General features: G+C 69.4%; 16 protein-coding genes and 2 tRNA genes. 10 read left to right on the top strand and 8 right to left on the bottom strand.

The features are described from left to right. Window positions 1-117: 117 nt before the first annotated feature. On the top strand, window positions 118-1,785 hold the full coding sequence (locus ACFRAQ_RS18800; RefSeq protein WP_379101184.1) for a 3' terminal RNA ribose 2'-O-methyltransferase Hen1: 1,668 nt from the start codon (window positions 118-120) through the stop codon (window positions 1,783-1,785). Next, the gene (locus ACFRAQ_RS18795; protein ID WP_379101182.1) at window positions 1,785-4,364 is read left to right on the top strand and encodes a polynucleotide kinase-phosphatase; all 2,580 of its coding nucleotides are present in this window, start codon (window positions 1,785-1,787) and stop codon (window positions 4,362-4,364) included. Before ACFRAQ_RS18800 ends, ACFRAQ_RS18795 begins: the two co-directional genes overlap by 1 nt. On the opposite strand, the gene ACFRAQ_RS18790 is transcribed toward ACFRAQ_RS18795, so the two are convergent. Beyond that, window positions 4,361-4,834 carry an NUDIX domain-containing protein gene (locus tag ACFRAQ_RS18790; protein WP_379101180.1) on the bottom strand — a complete coding sequence of 158 codons (474 nt, stop codon included), beginning with the start codon at window positions 4,832-4,834 and terminating at the stop codon, window positions 4,361-4,363. The genes ACFRAQ_RS18795 and ACFRAQ_RS18790 overlap by 4 nt on opposite strands. A gap of 210 nt (window positions 4,835-5,044) precedes the next feature. Here ACFRAQ_RS18790 and ACFRAQ_RS18785 point away from each other — a divergent pair, with 210 nt between their 5' ends. After that, the gene (locus ACFRAQ_RS18785; protein ID WP_379101178.1) at window positions 5,045-5,794 is read left to right on the top strand and encodes a hypothetical protein; all 750 of its coding nucleotides are present in this window, start codon (window positions 5,045-5,047) and stop codon (window positions 5,792-5,794) included. Between the two features lie 128 nt (window positions 5,795-5,922). Here ACFRAQ_RS18785 and ACFRAQ_RS18780 read toward each other — a convergent pair whose 3' ends face one another. Beyond that, on the bottom strand, window positions 5,923-6,516 hold the full coding sequence (locus ACFRAQ_RS18780; protein WP_379101176.1) for a TetR/AcrR family transcriptional regulator: 594 nt from the start codon (window positions 6,514-6,516) through the stop codon (window positions 5,923-5,925). 115 nt (window positions 6,517-6,631) lie between these two features. Here ACFRAQ_RS18780 and ACFRAQ_RS18775 point away from each other — a divergent pair, with 115 nt between their 5' ends. Continuing rightward, entirely contained in the window at window positions 6,632-7,573 is a 942-nt protein-coding gene (locus ACFRAQ_RS18775) for an alpha/beta fold hydrolase (RefSeq protein WP_379101174.1), read from the top strand. Here the strand turns inward: ACFRAQ_RS18775 and ACFRAQ_RS18770 are convergent. Further along, window positions 7,510-8,346 carry a DUF1542 domain-containing protein gene (locus ACFRAQ_RS18770; protein ID WP_379101172.1) on the bottom strand — a complete coding sequence of 279 codons (837 nt, stop codon included), beginning with the start codon at window positions 8,344-8,346 and terminating at the stop codon, window positions 7,510-7,512. The genes ACFRAQ_RS18775 and ACFRAQ_RS18770 overlap by 64 nt on opposite strands. 69 nt (window positions 8,347-8,415) lie before the next feature. After that, window positions 8,416-9,429: a GGDEF domain-containing protein gene (locus ACFRAQ_RS18765; RefSeq protein ID WP_357090265.1), complete on the bottom strand. Its 1,014-nt coding sequence runs from the start codon at window positions 9,427-9,429 to the stop codon at window positions 8,416-8,418. Between the two features lie 393 nt (window positions 9,430-9,822). Between ACFRAQ_RS18765 and ACFRAQ_RS18760 the strand changes: the two genes are divergently transcribed. The 4 genes from ACFRAQ_RS18760 (at window position 9,823) to ACFRAQ_RS18745 (ending at window position 12,895) form a co-directional block, all read left to right on the top strand. Further along, window positions 9,823-9,893: transfer RNA gene (locus tag ACFRAQ_RS18760), tRNA-Gly, on the top strand. 37 nt (window positions 9,894-9,930) lie between these two features. Further along, window positions 9,931-10,007, top strand: a tRNA-Pro gene (locus ACFRAQ_RS18755). Between the two features lie 219 nt (window positions 10,008-10,226). Continuing rightward, the gene (locus tag ACFRAQ_RS18750) at window positions 10,227-11,549 is read left to right on the top strand and encodes a phosphatase PAP2 family protein (RefSeq protein ID WP_379102158.1); all 1,323 of its coding nucleotides are present in this window, start codon (window positions 10,227-10,229) and stop codon (window positions 11,547-11,549) included. Between the two features lie 62 nt (window positions 11,550-11,611). Then, entirely contained in the window at window positions 11,612-12,895 is a 1,284-nt protein-coding gene (locus ACFRAQ_RS18745) for a glycosyltransferase family 87 protein (RefSeq protein WP_379101170.1), read from the top strand. A gap of 27 nt (window positions 12,896-12,922) precedes the next feature. Here ACFRAQ_RS18745 and ACFRAQ_RS18740 read toward each other — a convergent pair whose 3' ends face one another. Further along, complete coding sequence (locus ACFRAQ_RS18740; RefSeq protein ID WP_379101168.1) at window positions 12,923-13,519, bottom strand: dihydrofolate reductase family protein; 597 nt, start codon at window positions 13,517-13,519, stop codon at window positions 12,923-12,925. Between the two features lie 154 nt (window positions 13,520-13,673). Between ACFRAQ_RS18740 and ACFRAQ_RS18735 the strand changes: the two genes are divergently transcribed. Further along, window positions 13,674-14,675 (top strand): sigma-70 family RNA polymerase sigma factor, encoded by a 1,002-nt coding sequence (locus ACFRAQ_RS18735; RefSeq protein WP_379102156.1) that lies wholly within the window; start codon window positions 13,674-13,676, stop codon window positions 14,673-14,675. Between the two features lie 7 nt (window positions 14,676-14,682). Here ACFRAQ_RS18735 and ACFRAQ_RS18730 read toward each other — a convergent pair whose 3' ends face one another. The 3 genes from ACFRAQ_RS18730 to ACFRAQ_RS18720 all read right to left on the bottom strand — a co-directional run bounded on the left by ACFRAQ_RS18730 (window position 14,683) and on the right by ACFRAQ_RS18720 (window position 16,635). After that, window positions 14,683-15,183 (bottom strand): hypothetical protein, encoded by a 501-nt coding sequence (locus tag ACFRAQ_RS18730; RefSeq protein ID WP_379101166.1) that lies wholly within the window; start codon window positions 15,181-15,183, stop codon window positions 14,683-14,685. A gap of 165 nt (window positions 15,184-15,348) precedes the next feature. Further along, entirely contained in the window at window positions 15,349-16,161 is an 813-nt protein-coding gene (locus tag ACFRAQ_RS18725) for an Fpg/Nei family DNA glycosylase (protein ID WP_379101164.1), read from the bottom strand. 3 nt (window positions 16,162-16,164) lie between these two features. Further along, a complete protein-coding gene (locus ACFRAQ_RS18720; protein WP_357090280.1) occupies window positions 16,165-16,635 on the bottom strand; it encodes a ribose-5-phosphate isomerase in 471 nt (156 codons plus the stop codon). A gap of 447 nt (window positions 16,636-17,082) precedes the next feature. On the opposite strand from ACFRAQ_RS18720, the gene ACFRAQ_RS18715 reads away from it, so the two are divergent. Further along, window positions 17,083-18,084 carry a M48 family metallopeptidase gene (locus tag ACFRAQ_RS18715; RefSeq protein WP_379102153.1) on the top strand — a complete coding sequence of 334 codons (1,002 nt, stop codon included), beginning with the start codon at window positions 17,083-17,085 and terminating at the stop codon, window positions 18,082-18,084. Window positions 18,085-18,122 lie beyond the last annotated feature (38 nt).

Raw genomic sequence — 18,122 nt, 5'->3', positions numbered from 1 at the left:
GGTCCGTGACAATTCGGGCCTGCCGCAACGGCTTCCGTAGACGGAAAATTGTTTGCGACCGGTCGCGGCCTACGGGAGCATCTCAGGATGCTGTTGACGATCTCTTGTACGCGCCCCGTGGGAGCCGAGTGGCCCGCCACCGATCTGGGGTATCTGCTGCACAAGAATCCTTCGCGCAGACAGACTTTCGAGCAGTCCTACGGCGTCGCGCACGTCCTCTACCCGGAGGCGGGCGACGACCGCTGTACCGCGGCGCTGCTGCTGGAGATCGACCCGGTGCGCCTGGTGCGCGGAAAGCCCAAGGGCACACCGGACTTCGGTCTCGGCCAGTACGTGAACGACCGCCCCTACGCGGCGTCGTCCCTGCTGTCGGTGGCCATTTCGACGGTCTTCGGGACCGCGCTGCACGGCCGGTGCGCACAGCGGCCGGAGCTGACCGGCACCGCCCTCGACCTGCGGATCGAACTGCCGGCCGTGCCGTGCAAGGGCGGCCCGGAATACGCCGAGCGGGTCTTCGCGCCGCTGGGCTGGACCGTCGCGGCCACTCCCCTGCCGCTGGACCCGGCGTTCCCGGAGTGGGGCGATTCCCATTACGTACGTCTCGAACTCACCGGCACGCTGCGCCTGGCCGAGGCCCTGACCCACCTCTACGTCCTGCTGCCCGTCCTCGACGGCAGCAAGCACTACTGGCTCGACACCGCCGAGATCGACAAGCTGCTCCGTTTCGGCGAGGGCTGGCTCACCGCCCACCCGGAGCGCGAGTGGATCACCCGCCGCTACCTGACCCGCCGCCACACCCTGGTCCGCACCGCCCTGGCCCGCCTGGCGGAGCTGGACGATCAGGACCCGGAGGAACTTGGCGCGATGGAGCCCGACTACGACGACGAGGGACCCGGCGCCGAGACGGCCCTCCCGCGTCGCGGCGCCGACATTGCCGCGCCGGCCACCGAACTCGCCGGCGCTCCGGTGGCCGGTGAGCACACAGCGGCGTGCGACGCCGCGGTCCGTCCCACCCTGACCGGGACAGGCGGGCAGCCTGCCGCCGAGACCGGTTCCCGCGATGCTCTTGTCGAGGGCAGCGGCTCGACCGCGAGTGGCCCGGGGCGCGAGCCCGGCGGCGACACGGCCCCGCAGCCGGTGGAGTCCGGCGAACGCGGGCCGTCGCTGGCGATACTGCGGCGGGCGGCGGTGCGTCGGGCGCTGCTGGCGGAGGGGGCGAGCCGGGTGCTCGACCTCGGGTGCGGGCAGGGTGCGTTGCTGCTCGAACTGGCGGCGGACCGGGCGCTCACCGAGATCGTCGGCATCGATGTGTCGATGCGTGAGTTGACGATCGCGGCCAGACGGGTGCGGCGCCTGCCGGAGTGGCAGGCGCGGCGGATCACCGTCCGGCAGGGCGCGCTGACCTACACCGACGCCTCGTTGCGGGGCTTCGACGCGGCCGTGCTCATGGAGGTGATCGAGCATGTGGACGCGACCCGGTTGAAGGCGCTGGAGCAGGCGGTGTTCGGGGCGGCGGCTCCGGGCGCCGTGGTCGTGACCACGCCGAACAGCGAGTTCAATGTGCGCTACGACGGGCTCGCCGCGGGCGCTTTCCGGCATTCGGATCACCGGTTCGAGTGGACCAGGGCAGAATTCGCGGACTGGGCCCACCGGGTCGGCGCGACGCACGGGTATGCCGTGCGTTTCGAGCCGGTCGGGCCCGAGGACGCGGAAGTGGGGGCCTCGACACAGATGGCTGTGTTCACCAGGAAGAACGATGACGACGCCGCGAAGGGGGCCGCGTAATGGCAGAACTGTCCGTCCCGGCGCTGTCGCTGGTCGTGCTGATCGGCAGCAGCGGTTCGGGTAAGTCGACGTTCGCGCACAAGCATTTCCGGTCGACGGCGGTGCTGTCCTCCGACGCCTATCGCGGGCTGGTCAGCGACGACGAATCCGATCAGTCGGCGACCGCCGCGGCATTCGAGCTGCTGCACCATGTGGCGGGCGTGCGCCTGCGCCGTGGCCTGCGCACCGTCATCGACGCCACCAATGTGCAGCCGAAGGCGCGGCAGTCGCTGGTGGAGCTGGCGCGCGCCCACGACGTGCTGCCGGTGGCGATCGTGCTGGACGTCCCGGAGAGCGTGTGCGTGGAGCGCAACGCGTTGCGGGTGGATCGCGCCGATCTGGGCCCGCACGTGGTCGGCCGCCACCAGCGTGACCTGAAGCGCTCGCTGAAGTTCCTGGAGCGTGAGGGTTTCCGCACGGTGCACGTGCTGCGCGGCGTCGAGGAGGTCGAGGCGGCGACCATCCGCGACGAACGGCTGTGGAACGACAGGACCGATCTCACCGGGCCCTTCGACGTCATCGGCGACGTGCACGGCTGCCGGAGCGAACTGGAGACGCTGCTGGGCGAGCTCGGTTACGTCCTGACCCGCGACGACGCGGATCGCCCGGTGGACGCCCGCCACCCCGACGGCCGCACGGCGGTGTTCGTCGGCGACCTGGTCGACCGCGGCCCGGACACCCCGGGCGTGCTGCGCCTGGTGATGGGCATGGTGGCGTCCGGGAACGCCCTGTGCGTCACCGGCAACCACGAGTTCAAGCTGGTGCGCGCCCTCGACGGCCGCCGTGTCACAGTGCGGCACGGCTTGGCCGAGTCGCTGGCGCAGCTGGAGGCCGAGGACGACGAATTCCGCAAGGCCGCACAGGAATTCATGCGCGGTCTGGTCAGCCACTACGTGCTCGACGGCGGCGACCTGGTGGTCGCGCACGCCGGTCTGAAGGAGGAGTACCAGGGCCGCACCTCGGGCCGGGTGCGCGAGTTCGCCATGTACGGCGAATCCACCGGCGAGACCGACGAATACGGCCTGCCGGTGCGCTACCCGTGGGCCGACGACTACCGCGGCACAGCGCTGGTGCTCTACGGCCACACGCCGATGACCGAACTGGTGTGGGTGAACAACACCCTGTGCCTGGACACCGGCGCGGTGTTCGGCGGCCGCCTGACCGCCCTGCGCTACCCGGAGCGGGAGCCGGTATCGGTTGCGGCCGAACAGGTCTGGTTCGAACCGGTGCGCCCGCTGCAGGCCGCCACCTTCGCCACCGGCGAGGCCGTGGTGCGGCGGGATCCGGGCGTGCTGGACCTGGACGACGTGCTGGGCCGCCGGGTGGTGGAGACCCGCCACCTGGGCCGGGTCACCGTGCGGGAGGACGCCTCGAGCGCCGCGCTCGAGGTGATGAGCCGTTTCGCCGTGGATCCGCGCTGGCTGGTGTACCTGCCGCCGACCATGTCCCCGTGCGCCACCTCCACCCTGGACGGCTATCTCGAGCACCCGGCCCAGGCCTTCGAGTACTACCGCTCCGAGGGCGTGGACACCGTGGTGTGCGAGGAGAAGCACATGGGTTCGCGTGCGGTGGTGGCGGTTTCGCGGTCGGCGCAGGCCGCGCGGGACCGGTTCGGGGTCGAGGACGGCAGCACGGGCGCGGTGTACACCCGCACCGGGCGCCCGTTCTTCGACGATCCGGCGCGGACCGAGGCGGTGCTCACCCGGGTGCGGGCGGCGGCCGAAACCGCCGGGCTGTTCGAGGAATTGGGCACCGACTGGCTGCTGCTGGACACCGAGCTGCTGCCCTGGTCGGCGAAGGCGATGGGCCTGTTACGTTCCCAGTACGCCGCGGTCGGCGCGGCCGCGCGGGCCTCGCTGGCGCAGGCTTCGGACGTAGTGGAGGCCGCGGCGGCACGCGGGGTGGAGCTGGGCGATCTCGCCGAGCGCACCGCGGATCGGCGGGCCGACGCCGACGCCTTCACCACCGCCTACGGCCGCTACTGCTGGCCCACCGACGGTTTGGACGGCGTCCGCCTGGCCCCGTTCCAGTTGCTGGCGGCGTCCGGCGCGAATTACGCTGTGCGCGACCACAGCTGGCATCTGGAGCGGATCGACCGCCTGGTCGCCGCCGACCCGGAGTTCTTCACCGCGACCGGCCGCCGCGTCGTCGACCTCGCCGCTCCCGAGAGCGAGGCCGCCGCGACGGCCTGGTGGACCGAACTCACCCTGGCCGGCGGCGAGGGCATGGTGGTCAAGCCGCTGGAGTCGCTGGTGGCGGGCACCGGCAGCCGCAGCGGGCGGCCGGTGCAGCCGGGCGTGAAATGCCGTGGGCCGGAATACCTCCGGATCATCTACGGCCCGGAGTACCTGCGGCCTGGTCAGCTGGATCGCCTGCGTCAGCGCGGCCTGGGCGGCAAACGGTCGATGGCGCTGCGCGAATACGCCCTGGGCTTGGAGGCCCTGGACCGTTTCGTGGCCCGTGAGCCGCTGTGGCGGGTCCACGAGGCGGTCTTCGCGATCCTCGCCCTCGAAACCGAGCCGGTCGACCCGCGTCTCTAACCGACGAGATCCTTCAGACGCTGGAGGTAGGGGCGCTGGCCCTTGCCGAGCTTCTCCTCGGCAAGGGCCAGATCGAACCATGCGGCCCGGTCGATTTCGGGGAATTCGGCAATTCGCCCGGATCGCGGCGGCCATTCCATTTCGAAAGTTCCGGGAACGACCTCGGCGGGGTCGAGGTCGGCTTCCACGGCCCAGACGGTGAGTTGTTTCTTGCCCCGGCCGCTGCCGTATTCGACCTCACCGAGGGGAATCCAGTCGCCGTCGGGAACCGGCAGTCCGAGTTCCTCGCCGAATTCGCGGCGGGCGGCATCGAGCGGCTGTTCTTCGGCGGGATCGTATTCTCCCTTGGGAATGGACCAGGCGGCGGCGTCCTTCTTGGCCCACAGCGGGCCGCCCATGTGCCCGACCAGCACTTCGAGGCCGTTCGTGCGACGGAACAGCAGGACTCCGGCACTGTATTTGAAGCTCATGGAAACGAGTGTGCCGAACACCCTGACGCAGGCCCACATCGGGCACAACCGCGAGCAACATTGCGGCAATTAGGACTTCGGGGACTATTTCCCCATATAGGACGAATAATTCCCACCCTTTCCCTTGGGCCCGAAACCTTTTCGGCAACATTTATTTCCATTAAGCTCCTGGCTTCGGATATGCCCACACCCGATGCAGATTGGATAGGCATGGAATTCCGCATTGCTGCTGCGGCCGCCACCCTGGTGACCGGAGCACTCGTCACCCAGGCCGCCACGTTCACCGTGGCAACCATCCCGGCGAATGCCCAGCCCGCCGCCGCGCCGAGTTTCGAGTACTCGGTCAAGCTGGTGGACAAGACGGTCATCACCACCCTGAAGGGCGGAACCTTCGAGCTGGCGCCGGCCGTCACCCCGGAGACCGACCCGGAGGCCAGGGCGACCCCGGTCCTGAAGGTGAAGGACGCCGACAACAAGGTGCTGTTGACCCTGCCGATGAAATTCAGCCTGGGCCTGATCGACATCCCGGTCGAGCCGGAGGTCCGGCAGGACGGCACCGTGCTGGCCCTCACCCCCAGAAAGCCGGACGGGCTGTCACTGTCGCAGCCGTTGGTCGTGAAACCCGTTGCCTCGGACCTGGAGAACCAGCGCGCCATGAGCAGCTTCGCCGGCCAGTTCGGCCTGGCCACCATGGTCGGCACCTTCGTCGGCACCGCCATCGGCGCGACCATCGGCTGCATCGTCACCCTGGTGGCCGGTTGCTTCCCGGGCCTGATCACCGGCGCCACCGTGGGTGGCATCATCGGCAGTATCGCCGTAGGCAGCCCCGTCCTGATCGCCAACGGCATCGACCTGCTCGCCACCATGCAGGCCGCCGACGGCACCACCAAGTGGGCCGACAAGATGACGACCGCACCGACTCCGGCCGCCTCGGCGCAGCCCGTCGGGCCCGCCAACTGATCGCCGGGCCCGCGGACTCGGAACCCGCCACACCAGCGCGGTTCCCAGCCCGTCGAGTCCCGACCCGAGTTCGAGGGTGCCGCCGCGTTCGGCGATATTGCGCAAGCCACCTCGCCGGGATGCGCTGACTAGACCCGCAGGCCGTCGACCAGCGCCAGCACCGCGGGTTCGGTTCGGGCGCGGGCGGATTCGGGGTCGTCGGAGTTGGCGATGAACATGGCGGCCTCGCCGAGGGCGGACAGGATCATCAGTGACAGCGGCCGGATGTCGAGGTCGGCGCGCAGCTGCCCGGACTGGATGCCGGATTGCAGGCCCGCGACGATCAGGCCGAGACCGTACTTCTCGTCGACCTCGCGCCACTCCTGCCAGCCCAGCACCGCGGGGGCGTCGATGAGGGTGATGCGGACCCGTTCGGGGTCGACGCAGGAGAGCAGGAAGTTGTGCAGGCCCGCCTCGAGCACGGCCATGGCGTCGGTGGGCGGCGCCTCGGCCATGGTCTCGGCGACCTGCTGCAGGATCGCCTGCTGCTCCTGCTCGTAGACCGCGCGGAACAGGTCCTTCTTGTCCTTGAACTGGTGATACAGCGCGCCGCGGGAGCTGCCCGCCCGCTCCACGATCTCGGGTGTGCTGACCGCGGCGTACCCGCGTTCGGCGAACAGTTCGCGCGCTGCGGCCATCAGGTTCGCGCGGGTCGACTCGGATCGTTCGGCTTGCCTGATCATCGACGCCTTTCTGAGCGGGGTAGGTGGATCGTAACGCCGAACCATTGAATACAGGCAGCCTGTTTGTTAGTTTGAGAAGGTCTTCACCATCTCCACTCCAGAGGGAGTCCTACAGATGACGAACACCATCTCCCCCCAATCCCCCGCGGCCTGGCGCGATCCAGCACTGGGCGCCCGCCGCGAACTCGCACTCCCGCAGGGCACGCTGCCCGTCTTCGACAGCGGCAGTGGCGATCCCATCGTCTTCGTGCACGGACTGCTGGTCAACGCCAACCTGTGGCGCAAGATCATCCCCGCCTTCTCCGGCGAATACCGCTGCGTGGCAATCGATCTCCCGTTCGGCTCGCACACCGCGGCCATGCCCGACGCCGACCTGACCCCGCCCGGCCTGGCCGCGCTGGTCATCGCGGCCATCGAGGCGCTCGACCTGGGCCCGGTCACCCTGGTGGGCAACGATTCCGGCGGCGCGGTCAGCCAGCTCGTGCTCGCCGCCCGCCCCGACCTCGTCGCCCGGCTGGTACTCACGTCCTGCGACGCGTACGAGAACTTCCCGCCGTCCTTCTTCGACTACCTGGGCCTGGCGGCCCGCACCCCTGGCGCGCTCACCTCGCTGGCGGCGACCATGCGGCTGCGGCCCATCCGCCGCCTGCCCATCGCCTACGGCTGGCTGGCCCGCCGCCCGATCGACCGCGCGGCCAGCGACTCCTACGCGCTACCGGTCGGCGCGAAGGGCATCCGGGCGGACGTCCGGCGCGCGATCACCGGTCTCGATCGCCGGTACACCCTGTCCGCCGCACGGACTTTCGCGGACTTCAAGAACCCGGTGTTGCTTGCCTGGTCGGCGGGTGACCGCTTCTTCCCGGAGCGGTACGCCGAGCGGATGGCGGTCGACTTCCCGGACGCGCGCATCGAGTGGATCCACGATTCGTGCACCTTCTCGCCCGAGGATCAGCCCGAACAGCTGATCCGGGCGATCCGGGTCTTCCTGAACGATCAGAAGTCGCCGCCGTCGAATCCGCCGAAGTCACCGAAATCGGTGCCGCCGCCGAAGTCCTGACCACCGAAGTCCTGGGTGCCGGGGTCGTAGCCGCCCTGGTCATAGCCGCCCTGGTCGGAGGAGCCCTGGTCGGAGCCGCCGTCGGCATATCCGCCGTCGGCGGCGTCGAGGCCGTCCTGATAGCCGTCGCCATAACCGCTTTCGAAGGCGGCCGCGTCATAGCCGACACCGGACATGCCGCTGAACAGGGCATTGAACAGCAGGGCGGACCCGACACCCCAGGCTCCGGCGACGAGCGCGGTCTTCCACCACGGTTCGGAGTACCAACCGGCAGGTACCGGCCGACCCGCGACCCGGCCACCCGGGTAGTAGTTCGGTGTGGACGGCGACGGCGTGGGCGAGGCCTCGACCCGGCGACCCTCGAATTCGATGGCCCGGTCCTCGGTCACCCGACCCGCGCCGCGCTGGCCGTCCAGTTCGGCCACGGCCGGGCCGGGATCCATCCCCATGGCGGTGCGGGCCGCGCGCACGTAGTAAAGCCCTTCGAGCGCCGTCTCTTTCGCGAGCCGCGCCTGCGCGGCGGTCCCGGCCTGCTCGATCTGCGCGCCGGCGGCGTTGAACCGCTCCCCCGCGTCGGCGAGCGCCTGCTTGGAGGCGTCGTCGCTGCCGGTGAGGTTGTAGACCTGGCCGCCGAGGCGTTCGATCACCCGGCGCGCGTCGGCCTTGGCGTCGGCCAGCTCGGTCCCGGCGCGCGAGCGTTGCCCGCGATTGACCGCGACCACGGCCAGCAGTACGACGACGATGACCAGGAGGAGAACGACGACGGTAGACACGCGACCAGCCTACGCGGCGAAATTCGCCAGCTAGTTGCTACTCGCTGTGGGTTCGCTGAATCCTCGGCCCTAGCCGGCTACCGCGGCGAAGCGGGTCGTATGACCGGCTGGATCAACCTCCTCTTCGTCCGGCTCCGACACCGCGAACTGTCGTTTGCCAGCGGTTTTCGCCGAGTACATGGCCCGATCCGCACTGCGCAGCAGGTCCGAGAAATCACACTCGCGACCGGGCGGGCAGAACGCGGTGCCGACACTCGCCGACGCGGGCACGAATCCGGCGGCCGTGGGCACCGGCTCGCACAGCGCCGCCAGCACCCGCATGGCCAGCTCACTGAGCGAATTGCGGCGCGCGGGCAGGGCCACCACGAACTCGTCGCCGCCGTAGCGGGAGATCACCGTCTCCGGCGGACAGGCCGCCCTAAGCCGCTGCGCGATGCTGACCAGCACCTCGTCGCCGACGGTATGGCCGTAGTTGTCGTTGATCGCCTTGAAATCGTCCAGGTCGATGAGCAGCAGCCCGACGCCGCGCGCCGGATCGGCGGCCATCACCCGCACCCGCTCCTGCAGCAGCGAGCGGTTGGCCAGATCGGTGAGCGCGTCGTGGGTGGCCTCGTGCCGCAGCCGGGTCTGCAGGGCCGCGATCTCCTGCACGCGCACCGACACCGCCTCGGACAGGCTGCGCTCCTGCTGAACCAGGGCGCGCTGCTGCAGCGCCTCGGCGTAGGCGTCGATGGCCTGGCTGGCGATGAACGACCAGCGGGTCGCGATCAGCGACCCGCGCACGCCCGGCGCGAGCCCGAGCAGCGCGCGGCTGGCGGGGGCGAGCATGCGGGTGCGCTCGAACGGGGCGTCGGCGAGGCTGCGCCCGATCCGACGGGCCGAGCGCACCGGAAACGGTTCGGAGCCCGCCAATTCCAGCAGTTCGTCGATGACGCCGCCGAAGATGCGCTCGAGGTCAGCGGAGGGAACGCTGGGCGCCTGGCCCAGTGCGGCGCTGCTCGCGCCGGGGTGCACCGACCGCACCCATTCCCGGATGGTCGCCGCCACGATGGCGGAGGTTCGGGTATCGAGACGGATGGGCATGCGCGCTCACCCTGCGTACGTGATGTCGGGGCCGGCGTGCGCGCCGGTCACGCCCTTCGGATCGAACTCACTACTACGCGGTCGGCCACACCAGTGGTGCATGCTCACCGCCCCCTTTCCAGATACCCCCGTCCGGACAAAAAGGATCCTAGCAAGCCACCCGACATCGAAAACCCCTGATTCAGAACAGGTTCCCACTGTCTCGCGAATGGCGATCGGATGTCTCATCGCTGGCCGAGCTCCGGTGTTACACCCGAATTCGGCATGTTTTCCGCGACGCGCCGGAGGCCGGTCCCGACCGGCCGCGACGTGCGCAGACACGACCTGATTGGCATTCCGGGAGTGAGGTTCGGTACAGTGCTGACGCACACGGCATCCACGGATGCGGTGACTGCGGGTGTAGTTCAATGGTAGAACCTCAGCCTTCCAAGCTGATGGTGCGGGTTCGATTCCCGTCACCCGCTCTTTCCCGTTCTGCGGGAGCGTCGATCCGACGCGCAACGGGGTGTAGCGCAGCTTGGTAGCGCATCCGCTTTGGGAGCGGAGGGTCGCAGGTTCAAATCCTGTCACCCCGACCATTTTTCGAGCCGCTCCATCCCGATTTCACTGGTAGAAGCGGACAATTCACTGCACTCGCACGGCGATCGCGGTGCGGCGCGCCGTCCGTCGTCCCGGCTGTGTCCCATCTCTCTCGTCGCCCGGGTGTGTCGAGTCACCCGGAATCCGGATTCCGGTAACCGGATGTTGTGCCTCCGTTTGCACTGTGTTATCGATTTACGGTGCTGGTCGACGACAAGATGAACGTTTCCGGCTCGGTACTGTCCGGCCGCGAGACGCGTTCTCGACTCGTCCCGGCCGCCGGGCTGGGTGTCGCTGTGCTTTTGCTGGCCATCGCGCAGGCGTGGGCCTCCGCCCACGGCGTGATGGGACCGCTGCGCAGCCTGGTCGACGACTACTTCGCCAATCCGCAGTCGGCGGCGGTGTCGTGGGCAGGACTCGGGCTCGCCTGCATCGGGGTGCCCGCCCGCACCCGGGTGATCGCACTGGTTGCCGCGGGAGTGCTGGATCTGCTGACTCTGGGGCTACAGGTGGCCTGCGGCTGGCATGTGTCGATCGGGACCGGGCCGACTCTCGCGCTCACCGCGCTGACGGTCGTCGTGCTCCGATGGGAAGGTGAGCGTCGCCGGACCGCCTTGCAGGCCATAGCGTTCGGCGTGTTGCTCGTCATGGCGTCCAAACTCGCCGACACCTGGCTGATGGTGAGCATCGTCGCCGGGCCGCGGGTCCTCGATCAGTACGTGCAGCTCGCGGACCGGGCGCTGGGGGAACCGGCGTGGGTGGTCGGGCGGCTGCTGGACACGCTCGGTCCGATCCCCTCACATGTACTGCATGTCGTCTATATCCAATTGCCGGTGGCGGCGGTGGTCGTGGCCGTGTGGCAGTTGCGTCACGTGTCGACGCGCTCGTGGCCGCGGCACCACCTGGTGCGAACGTTCTTGCTGCTGGGCGTGATCGGGCCGCTCGGGTACGTGCTGTTCCCGGTCGTCGGGCCGGTGTTCGCGTACGGGCCGCTCGGGCACGGGCTGGAGATCGGGGACTGGCCGCAGGTGTGGCCCGCGTTCACCACCGATCCGCAGCCGATGCTCTTCGACTCCGAGACGGCCCGCAACTGCATGCCGTCCATGCACACCGCGTGGGCGACCGCGCTGTTCATCCATTCCCGCCGCGGACCGCGGTGGCTGCGCTGGGCGGGCACGTTCTGGCTGGTGTGCACGCTGCTGGCGACGCTCGGGTTCGGCTACCACTACGGCAGTGACCTGGTGGCGGGCGCGGTGCTGTGCATGACGGTGGAGTCGGCGCTGCGCGATCCCGAACGCGGGTGGGAACATCCGCGTGTCCGCATGGTGTCGCTCGGCGCGGCGGTACTCGCCGGATTGTTGCTGGCCTATCGGTTCCTGGCCAACACCATGGCCGCGTATCCGGTCCTCGCGGGGGCGCTCGTGCTGGGCTCGCTGGCGGCCGTATCGTTCCTCTTCTACGCGACCTGGTTCGCGCGTCCGGGCAGCCGGTTGGCGCACTGGGGAGGCCGAACACCCATCGATGGATTTGCCGTCGATTAACCGCTCTCCCAACGCAATCCGGACATCTTTGCCCGAACCTTGAAAGGGTTACCCTCTCCCTGATGATCACTACGCGGGCGGGGCAACAGAGCTTGCTGCGCACTCTCAAGTCTGACGGCCGCGCGGGCCTGCCTCGCATTCCGATCGTGATCGGTATTCTGCTGACGCTGGCGATCACGGCGATCTTCTCCGCCATGCACGGCTTCCTCGACCTGCAGGTGTATCGCATCGACACCCGCGGCTGGCTCGAGCACGGCACCCTCTACGGCCCGACCCTCCCCGTCGCCGGCCACACCGACCTGCCGTTCACCTACCCGCCGTCGGCCGCGGTCCTGATGATCCCCCTCGCGATCGTCCCGCTCTGGCTGGCCGAACTCCTGGTGACCGCCAGCTCCCTGGCCTGTCTCGGCGTCACCCTCTGGCTGGTCATGTCCCGCGTCCGCCCCGACCTGGACTCCCGCCTCAAACTCACCCTCACGGTGTCCGCCGTGGTCCTCATGCTGGCCGTCGAACCGGTCCGGACCACCTTGTGGTTCGGCCAGATCAACCTGGTCCTGATGGCCGCCGTGGCCCTGGACTGCCTCACCGAGAAGCCCCGCTGGCCCCGCGGCGTCCTGGTCGGCATCGCCGCCGTCACCAAACTCACCCCCGCCGCGTTCATCCTCTACTTCCTCATCCGCCGCGACTGGAAAGCCGCCGCCACCGCGACGGCCACCGCCCTCGGCGTCGTCGCCGCCGGCTTCGTCGTGCTCCCCGACGAATCCCGCGACTACTGGTTCCACGCCGTCATCGACACCAACCGCATCGGCTCCCCCGACTACGTCGGCAACCAGTCCCTCAAGGGCATGGCCTTCCGCCTGTTCGGCTTCTCCTCCTCCACCGCCACCATCGTCTGGCTCGGCCTCGGCCTGCTGGCAGCGGCAGCGGGCGCGTACCTCATGCACCACTTGACCGGTCTCGAGCGCAAGGACGCGGCCGAAGCGGGCGTCCCCGCTCCCGCCCCCATAACGGTCCTCACCGTCGCCGCCCTCCTGGTGAACGCCGCCGTCCTCCTCCTCGTCTCCCCCGTCTCCTGGACCCACCACTGGGTCTGGGCAGCCCCCGCCCTGGTAGCGGCCATCGCCTGGACCACCACCCGCCCGGCCCCCGCCACCTATGCCCTGATCGCCACCTTCGCCCTGTTCTTCCTCATCGGTCCCGGCATAGTCCCGAACGGCAAACACCAAGAACTCCACTGGCACTGGTGGCAGCATCTCCCGGGCGACATCTACATCCTCGCCACCGCCGTCCTGCTCACCCTGGCCCTCGCCCGACTCCTGAAACGCCGCATCCCGGCCCGGGCATAACCCGGACCGGGGCGTCGTCCGCGGCGGTCAGCCTCGCACGAACTCGTAGGTGTGGAACGCCAGGCCGTCACCCATCTGTCGGGTGTCGACCAGGCGCAGCGGCTTGCCGCCGGTCTCGTCGAAGATGCGCAGCCCGGTTCCCAGCACGACCGGGAAAACAACCAGCCGCAGTTCATCGGCCAGGTTCTGTTCCAGCAGGGTGCGCACCAGCTGGTAGCTGCCGTAGACCAGGATCTCCCCGGCGACCGTACGCTCGAGCTCCGAAATCTCCTTGACCGCATCACCGTTGAGGACCGTGGTGTTGTTCCACCGGGGAGGTTCGGGGGTCGACGACACGACGTACTTGGGGATGCTGTTCATCCTGTCCGCCCATTCGGGGCTCACGCGGGCTTCCGCGCCGCCGCCCGGTCGCAGCCGGGACTCGAACCACTCACTGGTCCGCCGGCCCAGGAGGAGCGCGTCGACGCCCAGCAGCTCCGCCGTCTCCCGGGCGGCCCAGTCCTCGAGATCCTTGCTCCCCGCGAACCGGTGGAACCAGCCACCCAGCGCGAAGCCTTCCGCGCCGTCCGGGTCCTGGACCACTCCATCGAGAGTGACGTTCGAGCTGATGACGATCTTTCCCATTTCCTGCTCCTTGGACGATGTTGTCGGCTGTCACAGGTGTGGACGGTGGGGCATTGTCGAAGGGGGCGCTCCGCGACCGACCCTTTCGCGCCGCCGCCGACGTCCATACGGGATGGGACTACGCACAGGGAATGAGGTGGCGGGAGTGGAGTCGGTGCGAACGGATCTGTTGTCGAGGGCGCGGGGCGGGGACGGCGAGGCGTTCCGGGCGCTGACCGAGCCGCACCGTCGCGAGCTGCAGGTGCACTGCTATCGGATGCTCGGATCGTTTCAGGATGCCGAGGACGCTGTGCAGGACACGCTGCTCGCCGCGTGGCGGGGTCTCGAACGGTTCGACGGGCGCGCCTCGCTGCGCACCTGGCTGTATCGCATCGCCACCAATCGGTGCCTCGACGCGCTGCGCTCCGCTCGCCGACGCCCCGCGAAACAGTGGGACGTCCCGGGATTCGACCTGCCGGAACCCACGGGACTCGGCGAGATCCACTGGCTCGAGCCCTATCCCGACGCACTGCTGGACGGTGCGATCAGCGTGCCGCTCGGCCCGGAGGCGCGCTACGAGCAATCCGAATCCATCTCCCTGGCCTTCGTGACCGCCCTGCAGATCCTGCCGCCCCGCCAGCTCGCCGTCCTCATCCTGCGCGACGTCCTCGGATTCCACGCGAACGAAGTAGCCGACATGCTCGACACCACCGTCGAATCGGTCAAGAGCGCCCTCAAACGCGCGCGTGCCGGAATGCAGAACCGTCTGCCGCCGACCACAGCCCCGTGCCCGCCCGCCGGCGACTCACCTGCCGAGGACGCGATCGTGGCGAAGTTCGTCACCGCCTACGAATCCGCCGACATCGACGCCTTGGTCGCGCTCTTGACCGACGACGTCTTCATGTCGATGCCACCGATCCCCCTGGAATACCGAGGACGAGACCTCGTGGCCCGCTTCTTCGCCCTCGTTTTCGACTCGGCGCACCGATTCGAACTGGTGCCGACACGAGCCAACGGTCAACCCGCCTTCGGCGTCTACCGACGCCCCTCCCTCGGCACCCACGGATCCGGCCTCTTCGTCCTCACCCTCACCGGCGACCGCATCAGCGCCCTGACCCGATTCGAGAACACCGTCCTCCCCACATTCGGCCTCCCGCAATCCCTCCCCGGTGCGTGAGCGCCGGTCACGAGGTGTAGGCGGCAAGCACCAGCACACTCCCCGAAACCTGCAGATAGACAAGGGTTTTGAACTCGGAAGTGACGAACTCCGCATCGAGCTCACGACTCGTCCGATACTCGCCGGCGGGCAGCGATGGCGCGAGTTCCGCGCGGAGCCAGGGAACCGGATTCGGCGCCGCCGAGGCGGCCGGGTCCGTGATGATCCGCGTGCGAAGAGATTCGGCCACCGCGGGGTCGAGGGTCACGATGGCCTGAAGCCAGTAGTCGGACGGCCCGGGAGCCTCGATGCGGGAGGGCGTGGTCTCCATCCCCTGAACGCCCGCGGCCCACGTCGCGGACACGGGTTGCACGAGGGCCGGCCATCGGGATGTCAAGGGCTCGAGGTCGTGACGGAGGGCTTTGGCGGGCGGCGCAGCCGCCTCCGGCGGATTCCCGCAGGCCGACGCCGCGGCCACAACGGTCGTCACGGCGACCAGACCCAGCAGATGCCGCCTCGTTCTGAGCATGCCGCCCAACATAATTCACTGGGCCGAGCTGGAAGACGCTTGATACGTCGAGTTTCGCGCGCGGTGAGTCGAGACCTCCAACGGCGCGAGGGCGGAAGCGGGCGTGAATTGATCGGCGTGAGCCCATATCTGAAGGACTGCGGTGGTGCGTTCGTGCCACACGGTTCAACTCGACTGGCAGGTGGGGCACCAGAAGAGGTTTCGGCCTTCCATCACCGTGTGGACGACGGTGGAGCCGCACAGGCGGCAGGGTTCGCCGAGGCGGCGGTAGACGTAGGTGCGGGGGCGGTCGGCGGCGTAGGAGGGGGCACCGTGGTCGTGTTCGGGACGGACGACGTGCATGAAGCCGCGACGGACGCCGACCTTCATGAGGTCGACCAGGTCGGACCAGAGCGCGTCCCATTCGGTGCGGCTCAGGGACTTTCCGGGGCGGTGCGGTGCGATGTTGTGGCGGAACAGCACTTCCGCGCGATACACGTTGCCCACTCCGGCCAGGACTTTCTGATCCATGAGAAGCGCGCCGATGGGGCGCTGGGAGCGCTGGATTCGCGCGAAGGCCCGGTCGGGGTCGGCGTCGCGGCGCAGCGGGTCGGGGCCGAGGCGGGCGGTGAGGGCGGCGACCTCCGGGTCGTGGAGGATGTCGCAGGCGGCCGGTCCGCGCAGGTCGGTGCCGTGGGCTTCGCCGGACCGGCCCGCGCCGATCAGGCGCATGCGGACCTCGCCGACGGGAGCGTCCATGGGGACGGCGGATTCGGTGAATTTGCCGTACAGACCCAGGTGGACGTGCAGGGTGACGCCCGAATCGTAGTGGTGGAGCAGGTGTTTGCCCCAGGCTTCGGCGCGGGTGAGGACGCGGCCGTCGATGAGGGCCGCGCCGTCGGCGAAGCGGCCCTGGGGGCTCGAGACTCGGACCTGACCGCCGGCGAAGCGCTTGTCGTGCAGCTTCGCCAGGCGGTGCAGCGTATGGCCTTCCGGCACAGGTCAGTTCGGCAGCGCGGGGGCGACGCCGGTCTTCTCGTACTCGGCGAGGATGTCGATGCGGCGCTGGTGGCGCGGCTCGTCGGACCATTCGGTGGTCATGAACGCGTCGACGATGGCGAGGGCTTCCTCGGTGGAGTGCATGCGGCCGCCGATGCCGAGCAGCTGGGCGTTGTTGTGCTGGCGGGCGAGCTGCGCGGTCTCCACGCTCCAGCCGAGGGCGCAACGCGCGCCGGGCACCTTGTTGGCGGCGATCTGCTCGCCGTTGCCGGAGCCGCCGAAGACGAAGCCCAGCGAGCCGGGCTCGGCGACGACGCGGCGGGCCGCCTCGATGCAGAAGGCCGGATAGTCGTCGAGGGCATCGTATTCCAGCGCGCCGCAGTCGACGACGTCGTGGCCCTGGCCCTCCAGATGAGCCTTGACGTGGTTCTTCAGTTCGAAGCCGGCATGGTCGGCACCCAGGTATACGCGCATGGCTGCGATTCTGTCAGCCCGCGCACGACCGCCCACGCAGGGGGCTGTCACCGGTGGAATACGAGGTGTGGGCCACTCGCGGCGAGCACGACCCGCCGACGCGCGCGAACGTACTATCCAGGCATGACGTCCGACGACAGTTCATCCACGCCGAACGCCTACGGGGGGCAATCCGCCGGCGGAGATCAAGGACAGCCGCCGAGCGGCGAGCAGCCGCAGCCGAGCGCAGATCCGTCCGCCGATCACACGACCGTTCACCCGGGCCTGTCCGCGGGCGGCTACCCCGCGCAACCCGCGAGCGCGTATCCGCCGTATCCGACCGGCGACGTCGTGGGCCGGCCCGCCGCCCACCCCGGGCAGCCGACCGGCGGGTACGCCCAGCCGACGACGTCCTACCCCGCCGCGCAGCCCCCGGGCGCCCAGCCCGCGTGGAACCCCGTCACCGGCATGTCCGGCTGGGATCCGCGGGTGGGTCCGCCGGGATGGGCTCCGCAGCAACCGTATTCGCCGCCACCGCCGCCGGTGGTGCAGACCGGCAGCCGCGGCCTGTCCCCGTTCGGGATGCCCGCGCGGCACAGCTGGGAGATCCCGCTGCTGGTGATCGTGATCGTCGCCACCGCGCTGGCGTACCTGCTGGCGCTGCTCATGCTGGTGTCGGGCTATTCCGGCCAGATCGTGCTGGTGCTGGTGTTCGCGCCGCTGCTGGTCTACCTCGGCCGCGGTATGAACTACGCGGCGCAGCGCGTCAACGGCGTGAAGATGTCGCCGACCCAGTTCCCCGACGGCTTCCGCATGGTGCAGGAGGCGGCGGCCCGCTTCGGCATGACCCAGGTCCCGGACGCCTACGTGGTCACCGGCAACGGCCAGATCAACGCCTTCGCCTCCGGGCACGGCTTCCGCCGTTATGTGGTCGTCTACAGCGACTTGTTCGAGATCAGCGGCGCCGCACGCAATCCCGAGGCGCTGGCCTTCATCATCGGCCACGAGGTCGGGCACATCGCGGCGGGCCACGTCTCGTACTGGCGGCAGCTGGGCATGTTCCTCGCCCCGTTCCTGCCGATCCTGGGCAGTTCGCTGATCCGCTCGCAGGAGTACACGGCCGACAATCACGGCTTCTGCAACCGACCGCAGGGCGCGCCGACGGCCATGCAGACCCTGGCGGCGGGCAAGTACCTCAACAATCTGGTCAGTTTCGACGAGATGGCCGACCGCGCGCCGCGGGAGAAGGGCTTCTTCGTCTGGATGACGAATGCCATGGCCAGCCATCCGGTGCTGACCTGGCGCATGTGGGCGCTGCGCGACCGCAGCCGCCACGGCAAGCTGTTCTGGCGGCCCGACGTCCCGCAGCGGCCGCCCGTGGCCGGCCCCTACGGCGCTCCGCAGCCGTACGGCGGTCCTCCGCCTCAGTACGGCGAGACCACCACGTACCACGAGTACCGGCCGCGCTGATCGCACGAATCGGGCGGGGTCCGGGTCCACGGATCCCG

This window comes from Nocardia sp. NPDC056611, assembly GCF_042792755.1.
Lineage (GTDB): Bacteria > Actinomycetota > Actinomycetes > Mycobacteriales > Mycobacteriaceae > Nocardia.
This window is presented reverse-complemented; position numbering and strand designations above follow the sequence as displayed.

Coding starts and splice junctions, on each gene's coding strand:
- ACFRAQ_RS18785 (WP_379101178.1), top strand. CDS start 5,045: ATGGAATTCCGCATTGCTGCTGCGGCCGCCACCCTGGTGACCGGAGCA.
- ACFRAQ_RS18715 (WP_379102153.1), top strand. CDS start 17,083: ATGTCCGGCTGGGATCCGCGGGTGGGTCCGCCGGGATGGGCTCCGCAG.
- ACFRAQ_RS18740 (WP_379101168.1), bottom strand. CDS start 13,519: ATGGGAAAGATCGTCATCAGCTCGAACGTCACTCTCGATGGAGTGGTC.
- ACFRAQ_RS18765 (WP_357090265.1), bottom strand. CDS start 9,429: ATGCCCATCCGTCTCGATACCCGAACCTCCGCCATCGTGGCGGCGACC.
- ACFRAQ_RS18775 (WP_379101174.1), top strand. CDS start 6,632: ATGACGAACACCATCTCCCCCCAATCCCCCGCGGCCTGGCGCGATCCA.
- ACFRAQ_RS18745 (WP_379101170.1), top strand. CDS start 11,612: ATGATCACTACGCGGGCGGGGCAACAGAGCTTGCTGCGCACTCTCAAG.
- ACFRAQ_RS18795 (WP_379101182.1), top strand. CDS start 1,785: ATGGCAGAACTGTCCGTCCCGGCGCTGTCGCTGGTCGTGCTGATCGGC.
- ACFRAQ_RS18720 (WP_357090280.1), bottom strand. CDS start 16,635: ATGCGCGTATACCTGGGTGCCGACCATGCCGGCTTCGAACTGAAGAAC.
- ACFRAQ_RS18780 (WP_379101176.1), bottom strand. CDS start 6,516: ATGATCAGGCAAGCCGAACGATCCGAGTCGACCCGCGCGAACCTGATG.
- ACFRAQ_RS18790 (WP_379101180.1), bottom strand. CDS start 4,834: ATGAGCTTCAAATACAGTGCCGGAGTCCTGCTGTTCCGTCGCACGAAC.
- ACFRAQ_RS18730 (WP_379101166.1), bottom strand. CDS start 15,183: ATGCTCAGAACGAGGCGGCATCTGCTGGGTCTGGTCGCCGTGACGACC.
- ACFRAQ_RS18750 (WP_379102158.1), top strand. CDS start 10,227: ATGAACGTTTCCGGCTCGGTACTGTCCGGCCGCGAGACGCGTTCTCGA.